Annotated in this window: 22 protein-coding genes and 1 pseudogene; 8 read left to right on the plus strand and 15 right to left on the minus strand. The window is 52.9% G+C overall.

Annotated features, from left to right (window positions below; all coding sequences use genetic code 11):
- Position 1: 1 nt before the first annotated feature.
- From BLU47_RS00340 to BLU47_RS00370, 7 genes are read right to left on the minus strand one after another with little or no spacing between them, the layout of a single operon-like run.
- Positions 2-937: a GNAT family N-acetyltransferase gene (locus BLU47_RS00340; RefSeq protein ID WP_091957115.1), complete on the minus strand. Its 936-nt coding sequence runs from the start codon at positions 935-937 to the stop codon at positions 2-4.
- Complete coding sequence (locus BLU47_RS00345; protein WP_091957117.1) at positions 925-1,329, minus strand: sugar 3,4-ketoisomerase; 405 nt, start codon at positions 1,327-1,329, stop codon at positions 925-927. Before BLU47_RS00345 ends, BLU47_RS00340 begins: the two co-directional genes overlap by 13 nt.
- Entirely contained in the window at positions 1,326-2,525 is a 1,200-nt protein-coding gene (purT, locus tag BLU47_RS00350; RefSeq protein WP_091957118.1) for a formate-dependent phosphoribosylglycinamide formyltransferase, read from the minus strand. The genes BLU47_RS00345 and purT overlap by 4 nt, the downstream gene beginning before the upstream one ends.
- Positions 2,522-3,655, minus strand: a complete 1,134-nt coding sequence (rfbB, locus tag BLU47_RS00355; RefSeq protein WP_091957120.1) for a dTDP-glucose 4,6-dehydratase — start codon at positions 3,653-3,655, stop codon at positions 2,522-2,524. The genes purT and rfbB overlap by 4 nt, the downstream gene beginning before the upstream one ends.
- Before the next feature lie 15 nt (positions 3,656-3,670).
- A complete protein-coding gene (locus tag BLU47_RS00360) occupies positions 3,671-4,162 on the minus strand; it encodes a metallophosphoesterase family protein (protein WP_091957121.1) in 492 nt (163 codons plus the stop codon).
- Positions 4,159-4,779 (minus strand): cytidylate kinase-like family protein, encoded by a 621-nt coding sequence (locus BLU47_RS00365; RefSeq protein WP_176780395.1) that lies wholly within the window; start codon positions 4,777-4,779, stop codon positions 4,159-4,161. The genes BLU47_RS00360 and BLU47_RS00365 overlap by 4 nt, the downstream gene beginning before the upstream one ends.
- Complete coding sequence (locus tag BLU47_RS00370; RefSeq protein WP_091957124.1) at positions 4,776-6,122, minus strand: MATE family efflux transporter; 1,347 nt, start codon at positions 6,120-6,122, stop codon at positions 4,776-4,778. Before BLU47_RS00370 ends, BLU47_RS00365 begins: the two co-directional genes overlap by 4 nt.
- A gap of 119 nt (positions 6,123-6,241) precedes the next feature.
- Here BLU47_RS00370 and BLU47_RS00375 point away from each other — a divergent pair, with 119 nt between their 5' ends.
- From BLU47_RS00375 to xseB, 3 genes are read left to right on the plus strand one after another with little or no spacing between them, the layout of a single operon-like run.
- Positions 6,242-7,675: a S8 family serine peptidase gene (locus BLU47_RS00375; protein WP_091957126.1), complete on the plus strand. Its 1,434-nt coding sequence runs from the start codon at positions 6,242-6,244 to the stop codon at positions 7,673-7,675.
- Entirely contained in the window at positions 7,672-8,835 is a 1,164-nt protein-coding gene (gene xseA / locus BLU47_RS00380; RefSeq protein WP_091957128.1) for an exodeoxyribonuclease VII large subunit, read from the plus strand. Before BLU47_RS00375 ends, xseA begins: the two co-directional genes overlap by 4 nt.
- A complete protein-coding gene (gene xseB, locus BLU47_RS00385; RefSeq protein ID WP_091957129.1) occupies positions 8,832-9,026 on the plus strand; it encodes an exodeoxyribonuclease VII small subunit in 195 nt (64 codons plus the stop codon). Before xseA ends, xseB begins: the two co-directional genes overlap by 4 nt.
- Here xseB and BLU47_RS00390 read toward each other — a convergent pair.
- The 3 genes and pseudogenes from BLU47_RS00390 to BLU47_RS15025 all read right to left on the minus strand — a co-directional run.
- A complete protein-coding gene (locus tag BLU47_RS00390) occupies positions 9,000-9,815 on the minus strand; it encodes a hypothetical protein (protein WP_143025409.1) in 816 nt (271 codons plus the stop codon). The two genes, xseB and BLU47_RS00390, sit on opposite strands and share 27 nt — an antisense overlap.
- A 10-nt stretch (positions 9,816-9,825) precedes the next feature.
- Positions 9,826-10,785 carry a family 43 glycosylhydrolase gene (locus BLU47_RS15020; protein ID WP_255402044.1) on the minus strand — a complete coding sequence of 320 codons (960 nt, stop codon included), beginning with the start codon at positions 10,783-10,785 and terminating at the stop codon, positions 9,826-9,828.
- A gap of 30 nt (positions 10,786-10,815) precedes the next feature.
- Positions 10,816-11,868: pseudogene (locus BLU47_RS15025) on the minus strand (alpha-N-arabinofuranosidase); the annotation flags it as partial.
- Between the two features lie 133 nt (positions 11,869-12,001).
- Between BLU47_RS15025 and BLU47_RS00400 the strand changes: the two are divergent.
- The 3 genes from BLU47_RS00400 (at position 12,002) to BLU47_RS00410 (ending at position 16,154) form a co-directional block, all read left to right on the plus strand.
- The gene (locus BLU47_RS00400) at positions 12,002-13,030 is read left to right on the plus strand and encodes a branched-chain amino acid aminotransferase (RefSeq protein WP_091957134.1); all 1,029 of its coding nucleotides are present in this window, start codon (positions 12,002-12,004) and stop codon (positions 13,028-13,030) included.
- A gap of 99 nt (positions 13,031-13,129) precedes the next feature.
- A complete protein-coding gene (trmB, locus tag BLU47_RS00405) occupies positions 13,130-13,900 on the plus strand; it encodes a tRNA (guanosine(46)-N7)-methyltransferase TrmB (RefSeq protein WP_091957135.1) in 771 nt (256 codons plus the stop codon).
- Positions 13,901-13,931: 31 nt separating this feature from the next.
- Complete coding sequence (locus tag BLU47_RS00410) at positions 13,932-16,154, plus strand: S8 family serine peptidase (RefSeq protein WP_176780396.1); 2,223 nt, start codon at positions 13,932-13,934, stop codon at positions 16,152-16,154.
- 75 nt (positions 16,155-16,229) lie between these two features.
- Here the strand turns inward: BLU47_RS00410 and BLU47_RS14605 are convergent, their stop codons facing one another.
- The 5 genes from BLU47_RS14605 to BLU47_RS00430 all read right to left on the minus strand — a co-directional run bounded on the left by BLU47_RS14605 (position 16,230) and on the right by BLU47_RS00430 (position 21,123).
- Positions 16,230-16,337 (minus strand): smalltalk protein, encoded by a 108-nt coding sequence (locus BLU47_RS14605; protein ID WP_176780397.1) that lies wholly within the window; start codon positions 16,335-16,337, stop codon positions 16,230-16,232.
- 268 nt (positions 16,338-16,605) lie between these two features.
- Complete coding sequence (guaA, locus tag BLU47_RS00415; protein ID WP_091957138.1) at positions 16,606-18,180, minus strand: glutamine-hydrolyzing GMP synthase; 1,575 nt, start codon at positions 18,178-18,180, stop codon at positions 16,606-16,608.
- Positions 18,181-18,335: 155 nt separating this feature from the next.
- Complete coding sequence (locus BLU47_RS00420) at positions 18,336-18,719, minus strand: four helix bundle protein (RefSeq protein ID WP_091957140.1); 384 nt, start codon at positions 18,717-18,719, stop codon at positions 18,336-18,338.
- Between the two features lie 80 nt (positions 18,720-18,799).
- Entirely contained in the window at positions 18,800-19,591 is a 792-nt protein-coding gene (locus BLU47_RS00425; RefSeq protein WP_091957141.1) for a sugar phosphate nucleotidyltransferase, read from the minus strand.
- Entirely contained in the window at positions 19,588-21,123 is a 1,536-nt protein-coding gene (locus BLU47_RS00430) for a RapZ C-terminal domain-containing protein (protein WP_091957142.1), read from the minus strand. The genes BLU47_RS00425 and BLU47_RS00430 overlap by 4 nt, the downstream gene beginning before the upstream one ends.
- 149 nt (positions 21,124-21,272) lie before the next feature.
- Here BLU47_RS00430 and BLU47_RS00435 point away from each other — a divergent pair, with 149 nt between their 5' ends.
- Positions 21,273-23,408, plus strand: a complete 2,136-nt coding sequence (locus tag BLU47_RS00435) for a M3 family metallopeptidase (protein ID WP_091957144.1) — start codon at positions 21,273-21,275, stop codon at positions 23,406-23,408.
- Positions 23,409-23,433: 25 nt separating this feature from the next.
- Positions 23,434-23,850, plus strand: a complete 417-nt coding sequence (locus BLU47_RS00440; RefSeq protein WP_091957145.1) for a deoxycytidylate deaminase — start codon at positions 23,434-23,436, stop codon at positions 23,848-23,850.
- Positions 23,851-23,865 lie beyond the last annotated feature (15 nt).

A 23,865-nucleotide genomic window follows, 5' to 3' on the forward strand; every position in this document is an offset into this window, starting at 1 on the left:
CTTACAGGTCGTATTCATACCAGTCATAGCAGATGCCTCGTCCGCCAAAACCTTCTTTCTGGTAGATGAGCGCCTCGTTGAGCCACGTTCCGTGTTTCTCTGTTGAAATGCCAAAGTCGAAATACGGATGGGTGACAAGCGACTTACGGATAACCGTTTGGAACAACAGGTCAAGGACATGCAACTGCTTACCTTGCTCACTGGCTGCGATATATTGCGAATGCACCACTCGGGGTGTCACGAAAAGCACCGTACCACCCAATGTCTCGCCCTGATACTTGGCGACGAAGAGACGGATATGGTCAGGCAACCTATGATGCAACAACATAATCTCATCGACGGTATGCACGGGGGCCAGTCCGTAACGACTTCGCAGGTTATGCTCCAATATCTGCCAGAAGGGAAGATAGTCGTCCGTCTCTTCAATGACGACACCAGCCTCACTGGCACGGCGCGCACCGTTCAGACGAATACGATACCACGGATTAAGGGTCTCGCGTGAGATAGCGGACGACAAACTCCTTGACAGTCTGGGATGACATACTTCGATGAGTGCATAAAGATCTTCTTCCGAAGGCTGACGATGATAGATCCAAGGGGTTGGTTTATAGACCACCTTCCTCAATCCCTCCGCACGCAACGAGTCGTTGATCAGTCCAAACAACTGCACCACTTCTGCCGCTGTCGTATGCTCGTTCATGATCAATCCTCCATAGGTCAGTCCCTGATGGGAAAAAAAGGTCTCATCAGCCACATTACCTGGCAACAGGGCATAGAGTTTTCCCCGTCTGTACACCATCAGCGAGTGGTCGGCGAAGCGATCGGCATGGTAATCCATGAAACGTCGGTCAAAGAGGAACGTGCCGTTCTTCGACTGCGCCACAAACTGGTTCCATGCCTCTGCCTGGTCAGGAGAATATCGTCTTATTTCGAACATCCTACGTATTCCAAGAATTCGTCGTATTCGTAGATATAGTCAGCCTCATCATAATGTTCAGAGGCTAATACCAAGCATACGGCGCCACTGGAGAAGTCGTCCAGTGTGCGCCAGATGTTGGTTTCAATCAACAGTCCCTGATAAGGGTGATTCAACAAGACGGTCTCGCGCTCACGTCCGTTGTCGAGTGTCACATGGAACGAGCCGCTAAGGGCTATTACCAATTGACGCAAAGACTTATGGGCATGACCGCCGCGACTCTCGCCAGCAGGCACGTCATACACCCAATAAGCACGTTTGATGTCAAACGGCACCATCTGTTCTCCCTCGGCAAAAGTCAGGTTACCTCGCGGGTCAACAATCTTGGGTAAATCTATCAGTCGACCTATCATTTCTTCATATAGGGTTCTGTTCCGAGCACGGTGGAAGCCAGTCGTTTCGCTTTGTCGCGCAAGGCATTGACATCATCATCCACATCACCATAGCAAAGAACAACGCCCATGCGACGTCCCTTATGAGCCTCAGGCTTTCCGAAGATGCGGATACGTGTACGGTCTTCTTTCAAGGCATCTACCAGGTTGTATTCAAGCAGCGAACGGTCTACTGGTGCAGCAGCCTCCTTCGGTGAGAGGATAACGGCTGACGCGCCGGCATGCTCCAGATGAATGCCTGCTATTGGCAAGCCTAAGACGGCACGCAGATGCAGCTCGAACTCAGAGAGATTGGTGGTGTGACCAAGGGTTACCATTCCCGTGTCGTGCGGACGCGGAGAGAGTTCGCTGAAGATAACCTCGCCTTGCTTGGTGAGGAAGAACTCAACACCCCAAATACCAGCACCCGTCAGCGCCTTCGTCACCTTGTCTGCCATCATCTGAGCTTGTTTCAAAGCCTCGTCAGAAATCTTGTAGGGTTGCCAAGACTCACGGTAATCGCCGCCTTTCTGTACGTGTCCGATAGGCGGACAGAACAGCGTGGGCCAGCCGTGCTGCTGCGTAACGGTGAGCAGGGTAAACTCTGACTCGAAGTCGATGAACTCTTCGATAATCACCTCTTTCACGTCACCACGACTTCCTTCCATTGCTTCACGGAAGGCTGTTTCCAACTCGTCGTCATTATGGACGTAGCTCTGTCCGTGACCTGACGATGACATGAGCGGTTTGACGACACACGGGAAGCCGATCTCGTCGGCTGCCTTCTTGAACTCGTCGAAGGTCTTGGCATAGAAATACTTCGCCGTACGCAGACCTAACTCCTTGGCTGCCAAGTCGCGGATGGCACGACGGTTCATCGTATAGTTGACGGCACGCGCTGAAGGAACGACCTGAATGCCCTGTTCCTCAAACTTAAACAGGCGCTCCGTGCGAATAGCCTCAATCTCAGGAACGATGATGTCGGGCTTATGTTTGTTGACAACAGCTTCCAAGGCATCGCCGTCCAACATGGAGAAGACCTCGCGTTCGTCGGCCACCTGCATGGCCGGTGCGTTGTCGTAACGGTCGCAAGCAATGACATACTGGCCGGCACGCATGGCGGCAATCACAAACTCCTTGCCCAGTTCGCCTGAGCCTAATAACAGTATTTTTTTCATCGGTTACTATACATTTTTTCGTAATATTTCTGATAATCACCACTCGTTACATTGTCGAGCCACTCCTGGTTGTCAAGATACCAGCGGACGGTCTTCTCGATACCCTCCTCAAACTGCAACGAGGGTTCCCAACCGAGTTCCTTCTGGAGCTTGGACGAATCGATAGCATAGCGCAGGTCGTGTCCGGCACGGTCAGTAACGAAGGTGATAAGGTCCATGTCCTCACCTTCCTTGCGGCCCAGCAGACGGTCAACGGTCTTAATAACCACCTTGATGATGTCGATGTTCTTCCACTCGTTGAAGCCGCCGATGTTATACGTATCGGCTATCTTACCCTCATGGAAAATGAGGTCAATAGCACGGGCATGATCCTCTACATACAACCAGTCGCGCACATTCTCACCCTTGCCGTAGACGGGCAACGGCTTGCGATGACGGATGTTGTTGATGAACAGCGGAATCAGCTTCTCCGGGAACTGGTAAGGTCCGTAGTTATTCGAACAGTTAGTTACGACTACCGGCATTCCGTAGGTGTCGTGGAAAGCACGCACAAAATGGTCTGAAGAAGCCTTTGACGCACTATAAGGTGAGTGGGGATTGTACTTCGTGGTCTCCAGGAAGAACTTGTCACCGTAAGCCAGGTGATGTTCTGCCGAGGAAGCGGTCGTGGTGAACGGCGGTTCAATACCCTCTGGGTGAGTCAGTTCCAAAGCACCATACACCTCATCAGTAGAGATGTGGTAGAAACGTTTGCCCTCATACTTCTCAGGCAGCGACTCCCAATAGAGTTTGGCAGCCTGGAGCAGAGAAAGCGTTCCCATGACATTGGTCTGTGCGAAAGTGAAGGGGTCCTTGATGCTGCGGTCTACGTGCGATTCAGCAGCCAGGTGGATGATTCCGTCCACCTTCTTGTCCTGCATCAGCTTGTAGAAAGCCTCGAAATCACAGATGTCCATCTTCACAAACTCGTAGTTGGGCTTGTTCTCAATGTCCTTCAGGTTTGCCAGGTTGCCGGCATACGTCAACTTGTCGAGGTTGATGATGTGATAATCAGGATACTTGTTCACAAACAGGCGCACCACGTGACTTCCTATAAAGCCTGCGCCGCCGGTAATGACGATTGTTTTCATATTTGACTATTTATTTTATCTTCCTAATGTAATAACTTCACAATCACTGAATTTATTGCCCTCGATGGTCAATCTTATCAGCGTGCGCTCCTTGTGCCATCCCTGCAAGCCAGCAGCTCCGGGATTGATGTGCAGCAGATTGAGCGTCTTGTCAAACTTCACCTTTAATATATGCGAGTGTCCGGCAATGAACAGCTGGGGCGGCGAGGCATAGAGCTGTCCGCGGATGCTGTAGTCGTAGTTGCCGGGATAACCGCCTATGTGTTTCATCAGCACGTCGACATCCTCACACTTCCAACGTAGGATTTCAGGATACATCAGTCTCAGGTCACCGCCGTCGCAGTTGCCGCAGACGGCACGCAACGGACGGAATGCAGCCAGTTTCTCTGCCACCTCCAGCGAACCGATGTCGCCTGCATGCCATATCTCGTCGCACGGCTCGAAGTAGTGCAGATATTTCTCGTCCCAATACGAATGGGTGTCGCTGATAATTCCGATTTTCTTCATAGTCCAAAACGTTTGCGGATAAAGTCGGCTATCAGTTTCTCCGTAGCCTGCAAGCCCAGGATGGAAGCATCGATGCAGAGGTCGTACGACGCGGCACTTCCCCATTTCTTGCCGGTATAGTAATTGTAGTATGATGCCCTAGTCGTCTCGCGCTGTTCGATGAACCTGCGCGCAGCGGCATGATCCAGGTGTTCTTTCGTCATCACTTGCTGAATACGAAATTCCAAGGATGCCGTGATAAACACTGACACCATGTTGGAACGGTCGCGCAACACGTAGTCGGCACAGCGCCCTACAAACACACAAGAGCCCTCGTCGGCAGCTTTCTTGATGGCGTCACTCTGGAATTTGAACAGCGACTCTTGCGAGAAATCGTTGTTATACAGGTTGTTGTCGCCGATATGAGGAGCATGCAGGTGAAACAGCGAACGGAAGATGCCTCGCTGCTCGTCGTTCTGCTCAAAGAACTTCTCCGAGAATCCGCTTTCCTTGGCAGCCAGGTTCATCAGTTCCCTGTCGTAATACTTGGCATTGAAGTCCAGCGCCAGCATCCGGGCGATATCATGACCGCCACTGCCCAACTGGCGTCCAACACAGATAATGACTTGCTTATTCATTTCCTTTTCAGTTTTTTCATATACCATATCAGCACTGGTATCGTCATGGCAAACGAACCAAAGTCACTCAGCGCCATCGAGTACCACACGCCATCCAGTCCGATGAAGAACGGAAGGACATAGGCCATCGGAATCAACAGGATCAGCTGGCGCGAGAGTGAGAGGAATATCGATATTTTTACCTTGCCGATACACTGGAAGAAGTTGGTGATTACCGCCTGCGAACCCACGACGAAGAACACCAGCATGTTCAGCCGGATACCTCGTCCTGCAAGTGCTATCAGTGAGGCATCGGTCGTAAAGATGCGCGCTATTTCGTTGGGGAACGCCATAGACAACGTCCAACCGACAAGGAGAATTCCTGTGGCTACGGCAATCGTTATCCAAAGACAACGGAACATGCGGTCGTAGTGCTCAGCTCCGTAGTTGTAGCCAACAATAGGCTGCATGCCTTGTATCATGCCCATAACGAACATAAAGAACACCATCGCGATGGAGTTGGCTATCGAGTAAGCACCAACAGCCATATCACCTCCGTAGCGCACAAACTGGTTGTTCATGAAGATAACAACCACGCAAGCGGTTGCATTCATCAAGAAAGGTGAGATGCCTATAGCGATGATATTACGAACCAGCGTTGCCTTGAGTTTATAGATTCCTCGCTTCAGGTGCAACAGTTCTTTCTGATTGCTGAACTGTTTCATCTGCCAACAGAGCGCCATCGACTGCGACGTGATGGTGGCGAGTGCTGCTCCTCGGATGCCCCAGCGCAACCACCACACAAAGGCGACGACGAGCACGATATTCATGCCTACGGTGAAAAGGGTAGCATACATGGCGTGCCTGGGCTTTCCGGCAGCTCGCAGCACGGCGTTCATGCCGAAGTACATGTGTGTCACCATATTACCCAACAGGATAACCACCATGAATTCACGGGCATAGGGCAGCGTGGCGTCGCTGGCTCCGAAGAAACGCAGAATGGGATTGAGGAACAACAGACAGATTGCCATGAAGAGGAAACCGACGATGAGGTTCAACGTAACGGTGTTACCTAGCAGGTTCTCTGCTGTCTTGTAATCGCGCTGGCCCAGTTTTACGCTGATGCACGTCGAGGCGCCAACACCCACGGCAGCTCCGAAGGCTGCGCCGAGGTTCATCAGCGGGAAGGTGATGCCAAGTCCGGCAATCGCCTCAGGACCCACGACTTGACCAATCATGGCGCGGTCTATGATGTTATACAGGCTCGAAGCTGTCATCGCCACAATGGCAGGCAGGGCATACTGCATCAGCAGTTGCCCCACAGGCTTTATTCCCAGTTCAAGAGCCGCTTGTTTATTGTCCATACGTATGAATTATTGTGCAAAATTACTGCTTATTGCTTGAACTACCAAATCTTTTAGACTTTATTATGATTGAAATAAAAAGAAAAGATGTACCTTTGCACGCAGAAAACAAACTAACGATGAAGAAAATGCGGTTCTTGGGGGTTCTGTTAGGCCTTTTGTTATGCGCGACGGCGATACATGCCGCTACGAAGCCTGACATGGCACAACGCAAGCGTTACAAAGAGGGACCCGGACTCATCTTCCGCCTTTACTTGAAGGACAAGAACCACTCGCCTTATTCGCTCGAGCACCCCACCCGCTTTCTCTCACGGCGCTCGCTGGACAGGAGGAACCGACAGCACTTGCCGCTCGATTCCACCGACCTGCCCGTCAGCCCGCACTATCTCCGCGACATTGCTTCTGACGAGGTCGTCGTCATCGGACAGAGTCGGTGGCAGAACACCGTGCTGGTGAAGGTGAAGGACTCTACCTTCATTCACCAACTGGACCAGTTGCCTTGTGTCAAGGGACATAAATTGGTATGGCAGGCGCCCGACTCGGTGGACGTGACCGCGCAACGGGTGAAATACCACGACCAATTCGACGATCACGACAAGTTGCCCGACGAGCTCTACGGGCGCAGCTCCGACCAGATACGCGCCATTCAGGGGCATCGTCTGCACGACATCTCGATGCGCGGCGAGGGAATGATGATTGCTGTTATCGACGGTGGTTTCCGCAATGTTGACCGCATTCCTGCCTTCCAGCGCGCTGACATTCGGGGTTGCAAGGACTTTGTCTATCCGCCCTCGCCTACGGTCTATGCGGAGACGGACCACGGCACGAAGGTGCTTTCCACCATGGTTATCAACGAACCGTTCTATTTCATCGGCACCGCACCACGCAGCGCCTATTGGCTGCTGAGGTCGGAAGACCAGCAGACTGAGCAGGAAGTAGAAGAGGACTATTGGACCATGGCGGCTGAGTTTGCCGACTCCGTGGGCTGCGACCTCATCAATTCCTCGCTGGGCTATAACGAATACGACCGTAGCGCCATGAACCATCAACTTTGGCAACTCGACGGTCATACCGCCTTCGTCAGCCAGTCGGCATCCTTACTGGCCGACAAGGGAATCATCCTCATCAACTCTGCAGGCAATACGGGCATGGGACCGTGGAAGAAGATTACCGTTCCGGCTGACGCCGATAATATTCTGACCGTTGGCGCCGTCACCCCCGACGCGCCTCACCGCATAGCACCGTTCAGTTCGATTGGGCCGTCGCAGGACGGGCGTGTCAAACCGGACATCGTGGCTGTTGGAGCGCCAACCTTCCTCGTCAACGGACGGGGCGTTATCTCACAAGATATGGGGACGTCGTTTGCAGCGCCGATTGTCTGCGGTCTGACAGCTTGTCTGTGGCAGGCCATGCCAGAGAAGACGGCAAAGGAGATTATTGAACTGATTCGGCAAACGGGCAATAACCGCGAACACCCTGACAACATCTACGGCTACGGGTTGCCTAATTTCTGGCGAGCTTATATGCTGGGCAAACGGAGGAATGTGGAATGAACAAAAGCTATGCGCTCAGTCAACTGAACAAAATGGTGCGCGACGCCATTGATATGCAGCTGCCCGACGAGTATTGGGTGGAAGCGGAACTTTCTGAATGCCGCGAACACAATGGACATTGTTACCTCGAACTGATTGAGAAGGACGAGCATACCAACACACCAGTGGCACGCGCCTCAGCCAAATGCTGGCGACAGACATGGCTGATGGTGAAGCCGTATTTCGAGCGCACCACGGGCGAGCCGCTGCGCACGGGCATGAAGGTGCTGCTGAAGGTATATGCACAGTTCCACGAGGCGTTCGGCTTCTCATGGATTGTCACTGACATCGACCCTAACTACACGCTAGGCGATATGGCGCGCAAGCGGTTGGAGATTATCCGCCAACTGAAGGAGGAAGGTGTCTTCGACCTCCAGCGCGAACTGCACATCCCGCTCTTTGCCAAGCGCATTGCCGTTATTTCTGCGGAACATGCGGCAGGCTACGGCGACTTCTGCCGACAACTGGAGGACAATGAATACGGTTTCCGCTTCGAGGTCACTTTGTTTCCTGCCATCATGCAGGGTGAACAGGTGGAACAGAGCATCATTGCCGCCTTGGAGCGCATCTACGCGCTCAACACTTCCTTCGATGTCGTCGTTATCATTCGCGGCGGCGGCGCTACTGCCGACCTCAGCGGTTTCGACACGCTGGCTCTCGCAGAAAATGTCGCCCAGTTCCCGTTACCTGTCATCACAGGAATCGGTCATGAGCGCGACGAGTCAATACTGGACATGGTAGCGCACACACGGGTGAAGACGCCAACGGCAGCAGCAGCCTTGCTCATCGACCACCTGCGCCAGGTGCTGGAGCGCATCAACAGTGCGCAGCAGCGCATCAGCACGGCAATATTCCAGCGCATTGCCAATCAGAAGATGCGCCTGACAAACCTGCAGACGCTTCTCCCCGCCCTCGTACAGCGCAACTTGGCGGAAGCGCGCCATCGCATCGAGATGCTGGAGGTGCTCCTGAAAAGCCATGACCCGCAACGACTGCTGAGCCGCGGCTACAGCATCACCCTGCTCAACGGACGTGCCGTGCGCGACCCGCAACAGCTGAAGGCCGGCGACGTGCTGGAGACAAGAGTTGAAAAAGGAACAATCAAATCTACCGTACTATGAACGACGAGATGAAATACGAGGCGGCAATGGCCCAGTTGGAAGGCATTGTCCGAAAGATGGAATCCAACGAACTGGATATCGACGAAATCGCTGCACAGCTGAAAGCTGCACAGCGACTCATTAAGTTCTGCAAGGACAAGCTGTCAAAGACAGAAGCCGAGTTGTCAAAGATACAGGCCGAAGGTGAGTGACTGGAACTTAGGTCCTTTGTTCTCCTTGATGACATTCATCGGACAATACTTGCAATAGAGTGACACCTCTTTATAAGTAAATGCCGCCATAAGGTCGACCGTTACCACGTTATACTTGATACCTTTCGTGGTGATGTCATGTGCCTCGTCGCCCAGGTCATACTGCGTGTTCACCCTTCCGTACAGGTTGAAGTTGACCACCGGACCCAGCGTGAAGCTGAAATTACTCTTGTGAGCAAACCGCTGCGTGAACAGCAGGGGCACGGACAGACTGAAGATGTTCAGACGCGAAACGCGGTTCTTGGCATTGGCGGGATAAGGAGCCAGCACGATAGCGTCGTCAGCCACCTTCGTCATCATCTTGTCGGTGCTCAGCCCATAGCGCTTCCAGTCGCACCACAGTCCGAAGCTGTAGGTCTGCAGCGCCTTCTCTGGCGTATAGGACATGCGCAGTCCGACAAACACTTCCGGCGAACGGAATGTGGCAAAACCATAGCCGTCCGACGTGCTCAGCGGGGTGGCAAAGCCGACACCGAGGTCAGCGTCTGCATCCCAGGGATTGTACTTTCTCTTACCTTTGCGCAGCTTGCGCATCTTGTATTCATTCAGTGGCACTTGCTCGTTGTAAGCGGTGAGACCTCCGTTTCCCACAATCGTTACCTGCTGAGCGGTGTCGCTGGTTACAATAACGACCTTCTCGGCGTTCTTCACTTCTACGGTGTCAATCTTTTCGCTGGCCTGAGCGGCGGCTGCCGTTGTCAGTGCCAGCATCATCAATAATTTTCTCATTGTCTTTTTTTTATAATGTTGGTTTTACGGGTAATATTCTTCCTTGATCGTCGAAAGTCAGTCGGTCTATGCACACCTCGCGGTTGTAGCCTGCGCTCCAGTCGAGCTTGGCTCCGCGCGGGCGCTGGAAGCGGTGATAGACGATGTACCACTCGTCCGTGCCGGGTTTCTGCACCACGGCATGATGACCTGTACCGAATATCTGCTTGCTGTTGTCGCGCTGCAGCACGATGGTCTTCTCGGCTGCTGTCACGGGCTGTCCGTCACGCACCAGTGCCGTAGGCGAATCGCTGATGGCGTAGCGCACGCGGTAGTTTTTCGAACGGGTGTCGTTCTCCGACCATGTGAAATAGTATAGTCCGTCGCGATAGAACACGTACAGTCCCTCGTTGTAGTTGTAGCGCGCCTTGTCCTTACGGGGCATAATGACCGTCGGCTCGCCCTTGAAACTCGTCATGTCGTCGTTCAGCTCGGCACAGACGATTGTGCCATTACCCCAGTACAGATAGTACTTTCCCGTCTGCGGGTCCTGGAACACATCGGGGTCTATCGTCGCACCGCCCTGCTTCATCACGGGCATGTCCTGCGTACATAGCGGCTTGCCCAGCGCATCCTTGAACGGGCCAGTAGGCTGGTTGCTGACAGCCACGCCAATTTTGCCCTCGCCTACGAAATAATAGTAGTACTTGTATTTTGCCTTCTTGCCTTTCCCCATCTTGCGCTCAATGATGCAGGGAGCCCATGCCTTACGCTTAGCCCACTGGCAGTCGGTCTGCAGGTCGAAGATGACACCCTCGTACTTCCAGTCTTTCAAGTCTGTGCTGGAATAGCAGCGGAAGTCGTGGTTGTCCCAGTTCTCCTGACCGTCGGTCGTCGGATACAGGTAGTATTTCTGGTCGCGTTCCGACCACAGCACTTCCGGGTCGGCATACAGTCCAGCAATGACGGGATTCTGTTGGTTGGGTTGCATCGTCGCCAACTCATACCCGTCACTCCATGCCTGCAGACGGTCGTACTCTTCCTTGGTCAACCGCAGGAACGAGCCGTGCTGCGGGGCATTGACGCCCTCTATGTTGCGAGGCTTCTGGAAGTTGCGCATATACTTGTCAGCCAGACAGAGCCGGTAGTTGCGCGGGTGCGACGAGTATTCGATATAGCCTATCATCCAGTCGTCGTGACCAGCCAACTGGAAGGCGGACACGCCTTCACACTTCTTGCTGCCCTCAAAGCTGACGTAGTCGTCCTCGACGGGCTCTCCCCACGGGCCGGTCAGTTGCTTCGCCGTAGCCGTGAACAGTCCTGGTTTGCCGCCTTCTTTCTTAATCATCATGTGCCACTGCTGGTCACTCTCCACCCAGTTGATGTCGGCGTCGATGGTGGCATAGCCCCAGTCGAAGAGCAGCTTGGGTTGCGTCAGCTGCGTGAAGGTCTCGTCGGCATAGGAGTAGTACATGCGGTCGTACTTCTCTTCGGCACGGTTCCACATCGAGTAATAGATGAAGTAACCGCCTCGTTTGCCGTCGGGCCATGTGTAATCGCCGTCCCACATAATCTGCGGTGCCCACACGCGGTTGATGGTCGACCAGTCCTTGTAGACGCTTTCTGCCTCGGGGTTACAGAAGATGCTGCGCCCCTGGCGGTAGTCGAAGGTCTTCGACTGCCAGTGTATCAGGTCGTCGCTGGTCAACAGGTCGATGCCGTAGTTGTCCCACTCGGCTTTCTTCTTCAAATCCTTGAAACGGCCGACGTTCATATCCGTCGCCACCATCAGATAGCCCGTGCCGTCGTGCTTACGACAGATAAAGGCGTCGCGCGTGGCTCCCTCGATACGGGCATGTTCACGGTCGCTGAATATCGAGTCGCCGTTCAGCAGGTCGTGATAGTGCAGTCCGTCACGACTCAGGGCGTAAGCCGTCCAAGCACGTCCGTGGTCGTTCATGTGACAGTACAGATAGCCGTAGTCTCCCTTTTGGAAATTGCCCTTCTGGGGTTGTCCCGCCATACTGACAGGCAACAGCGCAGTCGTCAGCAGGAAAAAAAGTAGTCGTTTCATATTGCTCGACGGTTTATTTTGCGTGCAAAATTAATAAGAAAAACAAGAAATAAGGCATTTTTTACACGAAATTGTTGCATAAGCGCGAGAATTTGATTACTTTTGCGGGCAAAACGTAAATCAAAGTAATAAAATAGATAGCATTATGAAGAATTTAGACTGGGGAAACCTGTCGTTCGGTTATATGAAGACCGACTACAACGTGCGCTGTTACTATCGTGACGGCAAATGGGGCGAGATTGAAGTATGCTCCGACGAGTATCTGAAAATGCACATGGCTGCAACCTGTCTGCACTACGGACAGGAGGCTTTCGAGGGCCTGAAGGCTTATCGCTGCAAGGATGGCAAGGTGCGCATCTTCCGCGTGGAGGAGAATGCTGCTCGTCTGCAGTCCACTTGTCGCGGCATCCTGATGCCCGAACTGCCCACCGACCTGTTCGTCGAGATGGTGAAGAAGGTGGTTCGCCTCAACCAGGAGTGGATTCCTACCTACGAGAGCGGCGCCACACTCTATATCCGTCCGCTGCTCATTGGAACGAGTGCCCAGGTGGGTGTTCATCCCGCCAAGGAATACTGCTTCCTCATCTTCGTCACTCCCGTAGGACCTTACTTCAAGGGTGGTTTCTCAAGCAACCCCTACGTCATCGTTCGCGACTACGACCGTTCGGCACCCCTCGGCACGGGTAAGTACAAGGTGGGTGGCAACTATGCCGCTTCGCTCTTTGCCAACAACCTGGCTCACGAGAAGGGTTATGCCTGCGAGTTCTACCTCGACGCCAAGGAGAAGAAATACATCGACGAGTGCGGTGCTGCCAACTTCTTCGGCATCAAGAACAACACCTATATCACTCCGAAGTCAACCTCTATCCTACCCTCTATCACCAACAAGTCGTTGATGCAGGTGGCTGAGGACTTAGGCCTGAAGGTGGAGCGCCGTCCTATTCCCGAGGAAGAGCTGGAGACCTTCGAAGAGGCTGGTGCCTGCGGAACAGCTGCCGTCATCAGTCCTATCTCTTACATTGACGACCTCGAGACCGGCAAGCGCTACGACTTCGGTGAGAAGCCAGGTCCTATCTCCAAGAAACTCTTCGACACCCTGCGCGGCATCCAGTATGGTGAGATTGAAGACAAGCACGGCTGGACAACCGTAGTTATTGAATAATAAACCGCAGGGAATAATAAACCGCAGATTACGCAGATTTCGCAGATGGAACCGAAAAAAATCTGTATAATCTGCGTAATCTGCGGTAAATTTTAAAAAATGGGAAAAGGAAAACTGGCGAAATTCGCCGACATGGAAACTTATGAGAACGTGTTCCAATACCCCTATTCGGTGGTGGAACACGTTCCGTTTGAGATGAAGGGGCACTGGCACGAGGAGTATTTCCACAACCAGAACCCCATCGTACTGGAGTTAGGGTGCGGCAAGGGCGAATATGCCGTCGGACTGGCCAAGCAGTTCCCCGACGTCAACTTCATCGGAGTCGACATCAAGGGAGCCCGCATGTGGACGGGAGCCACTCAGGCGCTGCAGGAAGGACTGAAGAACGTGGCCTTCCTCCGCACCAACATCGAGATCATCGACCGTTTCTTCGCCCCCGACGAGGTACAGGAGATTTGGCTCACCTTCAGCGACCCGCAGATGAAGAACCCGCGCAAGCGTCTCACCTCGACGTATTTCATGAATCGCTACCGCCACTTCCTCGTCGACGGCGGCATCATCCACCTCAAGACCGACTCCAACTTCCTCTTCACCTACACCAGCTACATGGTGGAGAAAAACCACCTGCCTGTAGAAGAGAAGACGGACGACCTCTATCACTCCTCTCACCTCTCACCGCTCACCACTCAACTCTTGAGCATCCAGACGTACTACGAGTCGATGTGGATAGCGCGCGGACTGAACATCAAGTACATCAAGTTCCAGCTGCCGCACGAGGGTGAACTGCAGGAACCCGATGTCGAAATCGAACTCGACGACTACCGCTCATACCACCGCGACAAGCGCAGCTCGAAAGACAAAGCAAAATAATGATAGTATACAATTAAAAAAACAAATTTCCATGAGAAAAATCTTATTCCTTCTGGCCTTGCTAACCGTGACGGTGGTGCAGGCTCAGAAAATTGACCAGCGACTGACACGACTGGTGGAACAGGTCGCTCAACGCCGCGCGCAAGGGCTCAAACCCATCGACGCAGAAGCGGTGAACAAGAAGATGGCTGTCGACTTCAATGCCGACGGCTCCATTCGCGCCTTCTCGGCTATCGCCACACTGAAGGACGGCGCCCAGTGGCCCTTGGAACAGCTGGAGCAGATGGGCATTACCGTGCGTTATACCGTGGGAAATCAGGCTGCACTGGTTATTCCTGCTGACAAGCTCATGCTGTTGGAACAGGTCGAGGAACTGAACTTCGTGAGAGCCGACCAGATGAAGAAACGGATGAACAGCGAGGCGCGCAAGGAAACCAAGGCTGACGTGGCGGGCAACCCGGCAACGGCAGCGGCTGAGGGACTGCCTCAGGCCTATACGGGCAAGGGTGTGGTGCTGGGCATCATCGACACAGGCATCGACTTCAACCATGCTGCCTTCCGCAATGCCGACGGCTCTTCGCGCGTAGTGAAAGCATACGTCTGCGACAGGACAAGCTCTGCCGAATATGAAATCAAGAAGCTGACCGTGGATACCAATGAGGGTTCGCACGGCACACACACAGCCGGCATTGCAGGCGGTTCTGATACGGGCAACGGCGAACAAGGTGTGGCGCCTGAGGCCGACCTTATCCTCTTCGGACTGGCCGAATACTCGACATCAGGCAACATCAACGACGGCATCCAGAAAATCTTCGCCTATGCCCACGATGTAGGCAAACCCTGCGTGGTAAGCATCAGCCTGGGCTCAATACTTGGACTGCACGACGGCGGCGAACCCTGTGCGATGATGGTGTCACAACTGACCGATAAGGGCAACATGCCCGGCAGAGCAGTGCTGATCAGTACGGGCAACTCAGCAGCCAACTGGCAGTCTATCGTGAAGAAGCTGGACAACACCACCACCGAACTGAAGACGGTGCTGGGCGCAGCAGCCTTCCCCACCGTAGAAGAGCCTAATGGTAAGGTCTTCTATAAGTCCAACTATTTCTTCTATGCCGACGACCACAAGGACTTCGACCTCCAACTGAAAGTGGTCAACCTGGTAACGGGTGCTGTCTCCGACCTGGACGGAGAGGTGCTGAGTCCTTTTGGAGATAAGGTCGACATCAATCTTAACAAGTATGAAGCAGAGACACGCCAGGGAGACAAGGCCGTCGTCTATGATTTGCTCCTCGAAAACTTGCCCGTGGCGATGAAGAATTCCGAATGTCGTCTCATCTTGGTGGCCAAGGCCAAGACTGCCGGTCAAACCATCAAGATGCTCTGTGAGGCTGACAACAATGCCGAACCATGCTTCGACGCACCCAACAACCCGCATGAGTACAACTTCGCTGCCAACGGCTATACGAAGGGCAACGGCGACATCGCTGCCAATACGATGATATGCGACGATGCCGTCATCAGCGTCGGGTCGTACATCACCAAAATCAATTGGAAAGACTATCGAGGAAAGGATCAGAAATACAATAAGTCAAAACTGACCGAGAAGGAACAGGTCATCGGCGAGATTTCCGACTTCTCCAGCTATGGCACTGACGACAACGGCAAACAGTATCCTACGGTGATTGCACCGGGACAGGGCATCATCTCGTCGGCCAGCAACTGGGACAAGGAGATGTTTAAGATTGACGTCACAGGACAGGAGGACCAGCCGGGCGTTCCTGACGAAAGCGACTCGGAAAAAGAGGATGCCTTAACCAATCTTATCGCCTCTGTTGACAAGAACAACCGTCGCAACTGGTACGAACTGGAACAGGGCACGTCGATGTCCTGTCCCCACGCCGCTGGCATCGTAGCCCTGTGGATGCAGGCCGACCCGACCCTCACCGTGAACAGAATCAAGGAAATCTTAAAGGAAACCAGCCGCAACGACGAGTTCACCACCAACGAGTCAAAGATTCCTTCGGGCAAAAAGATACAGGCTGGCTTCGGCAAGATAGACTGTGTGGCAGGTCTGAAGAAGATACTGAACAGCACCGGCATCGACACCGTCGAACTCGGCCCCCAGCGTCAGGCCACTCCCGCCACCATGTACAGCGTCGACGCCCCCGTCTACAACATGATGGGCCAGCAGGTGGGCAAGAACCACAAAGGCCTCGTCATCTACAAAGGCAAGAAATACCTTAACAAATAACAGCAAGCCTGCACAAATCATAAAAATGGGACCGTCCACACACCGGACAGTCCCATTTCTCTTACCTCTTACCTCTTAAAAAGGTCCGTGCCCCATGCAACTGGTTGTACCCAGTGCCGTCAGCGCAGCCGTCAGAATATTAACCACGAACTGCAAAATCGTCTTCCACTTCTGATTCTTCATAGATTAAATATTAAATTCATTTTTTTGGCACGGATGGCCACATTGCATTGACCCATTTTTCGGCAAAGTTACAGGTAAAATCTCAATAAAACAAATAGCGAAAAAATGAGTGGTGTCAAAAAGTGGTATCAAAATACAAATATTAAGAAATTACTTAATTTAGTTTAAAAACACCTATAACTCACTGATAATCAGCACAAATAAAAAGCCCCAAACCAACGTTTGAGGCTCAATATATCATTATAAACAGGCTCAAATAGCCCATTTTTTACTCCCACTCGATGGTTGCAGGTGGTTTTGACGAGATGTCGTAGCAGACGCGGTTGACACCACGCACCTTGTTGATAATCTCGTTGGAAACGCGCGCCATGAAGTCGTAGGGCAGGTGAGCCCAGTCGGCAGTCATCGCGTCGGTGGAGGTGACGGCGCGCAGGGCTACGGGGTGTTCGTAGGTGCGCTCATCGCCCATCACGCCAACAGAGCGGACGGTGCTGAGGAGGATGGCTCCTGCCTGCCAGACCTTATTATACAGGGTTTCTCCATCGGTGTCGACATACTCACGGAGTCCGCGGATGTAGATATCGTCGGCATCTTGCAGGATGCGCACCTTCTCGGGGGTGATGTCGCCCAGGATGCGGACGGCGAGGCCGGGACCGGGGAAGGGATGGCGCGTGATGAGGTGCTCGGGCATGCCCAGCTGACGACCCACACGGCGCACCTCGTCTTTGAAGAGCCACTTCAGCGGCTCGCAGAGCTGGAGGTGCATCTCCTTAGGCAGTCCACCTACGTTGTGGTGGCTCTTGATGACCTTTCCGGTGATGTTGAGTGACTCGATGCGGTCAGGGTAGATGGTGCCCTGGGCGAGCCAACGGGCATCGGTAATCTTCTTTGCCTCGGCATTGAACACCTCGACGAAGTCGCGTCCGATAATCTTACGTTTCTGTTCCGGGTCGGTGACGCCAGCCAGGTCGGAGAAGAACTTCTCAGAGGCATCGACACCGATGACGTTAAGTCCCAGGCAACGGTAGTCGTCCATCACCTGTTTGAACTCGTTCTTACGCAGCATGCCGTGATCGACGAAGATGCAGGTGAGATTGCTGCCAATGGCTCGGTTCAACAGGACGGCAGCAACAGAGCTGTCGACACCTCCCGAGAGGCCGAGGATGACACGGTCCTGTCCCAGCTGAGCCTTCAGTTCGGCTACGGTGCTGTCGACGAAGGATGCGGCACTCCACTCCTGCTTGCTTCCGCAGATGTCGACCACGAAGTTCTTGAGCAACTGCTTGCCCTGAGTGGTGTGATAGACCTCGGGGTGGAACTGGACAGCCCAGACTGATTTACAATTTGACGATTTACAATTTGGCAATTTCTCTGCAGGGCACCAGAAGGCGGCGTTCTTAACGTCCTTGGTAGAGCCAATGACCTGGAAGCCTTCGGGGATGGCAGTGATGGTGTCGCCATGTGACATCCACACCTGTGAGTTAGCCTCGAAGCCCTTGAAGAGGGGATTGGCGACGTCTACCGTCTGCAGATTGGCACGTCCGTACTCGCGAGAGTCTGTCTTCTCCACCTTACCTCCGAGGGTGTGGGAGAGGAACTGGGCGCCATAGCAGATGCCCAGTACGGGAAGACGGCCTACGAACTGGCTCAGGTCGACCTTGAAGGCCTCAGGGTCGTGCACCGAGTAGGGTGAACCGCTGAGGATGACGCCGATGACGTCGGGATCGTCCTTGGGGAACTTGTTGTAGGGCATGATCTCGCAAAAGGTGTCAAGTTCGCGCACACGACGGCCGATGAGCTGCGTGGTCTGCGAACCGAAATCAAGAATGATAATCTTTTGCATAAACTTTATTTACAATTTGACAATTTACTATTTACAATTTATTTGGGTAATTTACTATTTGAAAATTTACTATTTGACAATTTATTTGGGTAATTTACTATTTGAAAATTTACTATTTGACAATTTATTTGGGTAATTTACTATTTGAAAATTTACTATTTACGTTGTTTCTCCATTTCTTCTGTTTTCATCCTATTTTTGGTTGTCACGATTGATTTCACGATGATACTCAATAATTCACAACATTCTTGGTGAAGAGGCTGTATTCGGGATGGTTTCATCATTTCACTACGCATGATTAACGTAAGCCAATGGCTTGTCTCGTCCAATTCCTCTTCTACCATCTTTAATTTATTGACAAAATCTTTATCCGACTTGGCGATACACGCTGCTCTATAGTTGGCAGAAGGAGACGTCCCGGAACGAACAATCTGGCGGGCTATTGCCGTACCAGAAATACTGTTGGGCATTGAATCAACCATTTTGATAATGCGAACAGCAAAGTTAATCATCCGTTCCTGTAAATCGTTTTTATCCATCAATAGCCAAATATTTAAATTGGAAAATCAATTGTCAAATTGTAAATTCTTTGCAAGCAAAGCGACCAAAGGTCGAGCGGTCATATTGTAAATTTCTCCGCTTTTTCCAAGCTATCGAGCTTGCCGACATCAAGGACATCGAGGTCGGGCTTGACCAGTCCGACGATGTGCGCACGGTGGCACACGGAGAGGTAGAAGTCGATGATGCCGAAGCGGTCGGGGAAGTGGTCCATCAGCGGAAAGAGGCGGGGCGAGAAGCTGTGGATGCCGGAGAAGGCGAAGGCATACAGCTTAGTGTTTAGAGTGGAGAGCTTAGCGTTTAGAGGGGCGACTTGAAGATCGTCGTCAACGGTAAGCTCAGTCTCACGGAGCCACGGGAAGGGCGACTTCACCTCACCCGTCTCACGGTTGATCCATCCCATGAGTCGCATGGCACTGTCAAACAGCAGGTAGCGCTTGGTATTGCGACGGCTAACCAACAGCACGGCATCCTCGTCGGGCTGATGCTGACGGCGGAACCAGTCGTAGTTGACATTATCGAGGATATCGACATTGTGCAACAGGATGGGCTCGTCATCACGGAACAGGTGTTGAGCCTTCTTCAGTCCGCCACCGGTTTCGAGCAGTGCCTCCGTCTCGTCGCTGAACTGCACGAGGGGTGCATAGTCCTGCTGGGCGACATAGTCGACAATCTGCTGGGCGAAATGGTGGATGTTGACGACAAAGCGGTCGTAGCCCTGATCCTGCAACTTACGGATGTTCCACTCCAACAGGGGCTTGCCACCCACGGCCACCAGTGCCTTGGGCATCGTGTCGGTAAGCGGTTTGAGCCGGGTTCCGAGTCCAGCGGCTAATATCATAGCTTGTCTCATTGCGCCTTCAGTGTTTGGGTGATATGCTGTTCGCGGTGGCAGATGCGCACCTCGATACCGAATTTCTCGTGGATATGCTCCGCCAGATGCTGAGCGGAATAGACGGAGCGATGCTGACCACCCGTACAACCGAAGCAGAACATGAGGCTGGTGAACCCTCGCTGGATGTAACGGCGCACATGCGCATCAGCCAGTTTATAGACGGAGTCGAGGAAGGTGAGAATCTCACCATCGTCCTCAAGGAAGCGGATGACGGGTTCGTCGAGTCCCGTCAGCTTCTTATAGGGTTCGTAGCGCCCAGGGTTATGGGTGGAACGACAGTCGAAGACGTAGCCACCACCATTGCCCGACTCGTCCTCAGGGATGCCCTTGGTAAAGGAGAAGCTGAAAACGCGCACCACCAGCGGCCCCTGGGCATCGTATTTCGAGAAGGTGGCTGGTCCGTCCTGCGGATGCGGCTTGTAGGGGTTGAGATCAGTTATTTTCAGTCCGTCGGCACGCACAGCAGCAGTCTCTATCATCTGGAACTGCGGAAGACGGGTAAGCCTGTCTAGCACATTCGTCAGATAGGGATAGGGGAAGTTACGCTCGTCAAGCAACTCACGCAAATTCTGGATAGCAGGCGGGATGGAGGCGATGAAATGCGGCTTACGCTCGAAATAGCCTCGGAAGCCATAGGCTCCCAACACCTGCAACTGACGGAACAGGACGAAGAGCGACAGACGCTCGACGAAACGGTGAGGCATGGGCACCTCGGTATACTGCTTCAGAGCGTGGTAGTATTCATACACCAGTTCGCGACGCAGCTTATGGGGATATTTGGCAGATGCCTGCCAGAGGAAAGACGCCACATCGTAGTAATACGGTCCTCGACGACCTCCCTGGAAGTCGATGAAGAACGGCTTTCCCTGACTATCGAGCATCACGTTGCGCGCCTGGAAGTCACGGTAGAGGAAGCCTTGCTGGTCGTCAGCCTCCGTCAGGTCGTTGGCCAACAAACGGAAGTCGGCTTCCAGTTTCAGTTCATGGAAATCGAGTTCGGTAGCCTTGAGGAAACAATATTTGAAGTAGTTGAGGTCGAAGAGCACCGAATTGGTGTCAAAGGCAGGCTGAGGATAGCAGTTGGAGAAATCGAGTCCCTCGGCACCGTTCAACTGGATGTTTGGCAACTCACGGATGGTGCGCTTGAGCAGTTCTTGCTCTTTGAGGGTGTAACGGCCTCCTGCCTCACGGCCGCCACTAATGGCATCGAACAGCGAAATGCTGCCCAGGTCGCTCTGGATATAACGCAACTCATCGTCGCTCACTGCCAATATCTCAGGAACAGGAAGGTGACGACTGGCAAAATGACGCCCTAGATAGACAAAGGCATGATTCTCATCGCGACTAGTGCCCACGCAGCCCACCACGCTCTCTCCCTGACCATTGGTCAGACGGTAGTACATACGATTGCTGCCTGCACCCGGCAGACGCTCTATATTCTGGGGCTCTGCCCCACTCCATTGTTGATATAATTCTACTAGCTTCTGCATATCTGAATGCAAAGGTAATGTAAAAATATGGATTGCGGAGCCTTCCTAACGTTAATTCTTTTTAAGAATGACGGAGTTTTGTACTTTTTATGGTATCATTACGACCTAAAAATTGTATCTTTGCGCCTTAAAATAAGGAATACGTTAGTATGAATGAGCATAAGAACCCGTTTTTCGAACCGTATGGCACACCCCACGACACCGTACCGTTCGACCGCATCAGGCTGGAAGACTACGAAGAGGCCTTCCTGGAAGGTATCCGTCGCGACAACGAGCAGATAGAGAAGACCATCAACAACCCGGAGAAGCCCACCTTCGACAATACCATCATCAACACGGAGGAGGACGAGGGCTACTACGACCTGTTGTCGCGCGTGAGCACCGTATTCTTCAACCTGCTCAGTGCTGAGACCAACGACGAGATGGACGCCCTGGCACAAAAGATGCAACCCTTGCTGACACAGCATGCCAACGACGTGAGACTGAACCCCAGGCTCTTTGAGCGCATCAGACAGGTACACCTGCATCACCGCAAGCTGACACCCGAGGAGAAAATGCTGCTGGACAACTGCTACGAGGGATTCGTACGTTCGGGAGCACTGCTTGACGAGGCGGGCAAGGAACGTCTGCGCCAACTGACGGAAGAGGCCTCCATGCTGTCGTTGCAGTTCTCGCAGAACCTGCTGAAGGAGAACAAGGCTTTCACCCTGCACATCACCGACGAGGCACAACTGGACGGGCTGCCCGACTCCGCAAGGGAAGCAGCCGCACAGACTGCCAAGGAGATGAACCAGCAGGGATGGGTGTTCACACTCGACATGCCTTCATACTCGCCATTCATGACCTATTCAACGCAACGTGACCTGCGCCAGCAGATGTATATGGCGCGTAACACGGTATGCACCCACGATAATGCGGAAAACAACCTCGACATCTGCAAACGACTGGTCAACCTGCGCAGGGAGATAGCCCAGCTGCTGGGATACAAGACGTATGCCGACTATGTGCTGAAACGCCGCATGGCCAGCAATGCCCGTAACGTGTACCACCTGTTGGACGACCTCGTGGATGCCTACAAGCCTACGGCTCTGAAAGAGCGGGAGGAACTGAAGAAGATGTTTGAGAAGGAAACGGCCAGTCTCCGTTCGCAGACTCCCGACCTGAAGATGAAACCTTGGGACTCTGCATTCTATACACACAAGCTGCAGATGAAGAAATACAACCTGGATCAGGAGATGCTACGTCCTTACTTCGAGTTGTCGAAAGTCATCAGCGGCGTGTTCGGACTGGCCAACCGCCTGTATGGCATCACCTTCAAGGAGAACAAGGATATTCCCGTATATCATCCTGACGTAAAGGCCTACGAGGTATTCGACAAGGACGGCTCGTTCCTGGCTGTGTTCTATGCTGACTTCCACCCCCGAAAGGGTAAACAGGGGGGCGCCTGGATGACGGAATTCCAGGGACAATGTTTTAGAGGTGAGAGAAAAGAGGTAAGAGGTAAGAAGCAGTTTGTCATAAAGGAGAATGTACGTCCGCACGTATCGGTAGTGATGAACCTGACGAAGCCGACGGACGAGAAGCCCGCCCTGTTGACGCTGGGCGAGGTGGAGACGTTCCTCCATGAGTTCGGACACTCACTGCACGGCATGTTTGCCAACACACGCTTCGAAAGTCTCAGCGGCACCAACGTGTGGTGGGACTTCGTGGAACTGCCCTCACAGTTCATGGAGAATTTCTCCGTAGAGAAAGAATTTCTGCGCACCTTCGCCTTCCACTACCAGACGGGAGAACCGTTGCCCGACGAACTCATTGAGCGCATCGTCAAAAGCCGTAATTTCATGGCAGCAACGGCCTGTCTGAGACAGGTATCGTTCGGACTGCTCGACATGGCCTACTACACGAAGAAGGACGCCTTTACGGACGATATCAAGACGTTTGAGAAAAACGCCTGGAAGAAAGCCATCATCGGCGAACAGATGAAGGACACCTGCATGACGGTGCAGTTCTCGCACATCATGGCAGGAGGCTACGCTGCCGGCTACTACAGTTACAAATGGGCAGAGGTGCTGGATGCCGACGCTTTCAGCGTGTTTAAGCGACACGGCATCTTCGACCAAAAGACGGCACAAAGTTTCAGAGACAACATCCTCTCCAAAGGAGGCACGGAGCATCCGATGGTGCTCTACAAACGCTTCCGTGGTGGAGAACCTACCATAGACGCTTTACTGAAGAGAAATGGGATTAAGAGAGGTAAGAGGAAAGAGGTGAGAGGTAAGAGGTAAGAGGTAAGAGGTAAGAATTATGAATATGGATAAGCAAAAGAGATTTGACCAGAGATATTTGGAAATGGCTCGCATCTGGGCTCAGAACTCATACTGCGAGCGCCGGAAAGTAGGTGCTCTGGTGGTGAAAGACGGCATGATTATCAGCGACGGCTACAACGGGACTCCCAGTGGCTTCGAGAACGTCTGCGAAGACGAGAACAACGTGACGAAGCCTTACGTGCTACACGCTGAAGCCAATGCCATCACCAAACTGGCACGCAGTTCGAACAACTCAGAAGGTGCTACCATCTACATCACGGCTTCGCCCTGCATCGAGTGTGCCAAACTCATCATACAGGCTGGGTTCAAAAGAGTCGTCTATGGTGAGAAATACCGTCTGACGGATGGCATAGAGCTCTTGGAGCGCGCCGGTATCGAGGTGGTATATCTCGGAGAATGAACGCATAACGTATTA

The sequence above is a fragment of the Prevotella sp. tc2-28 genome, from assembly GCF_900107705.1.
Classification (GTDB): Bacteria; Bacteroidota; Bacteroidia; order Bacteroidales; family Bacteroidaceae; genus Prevotella.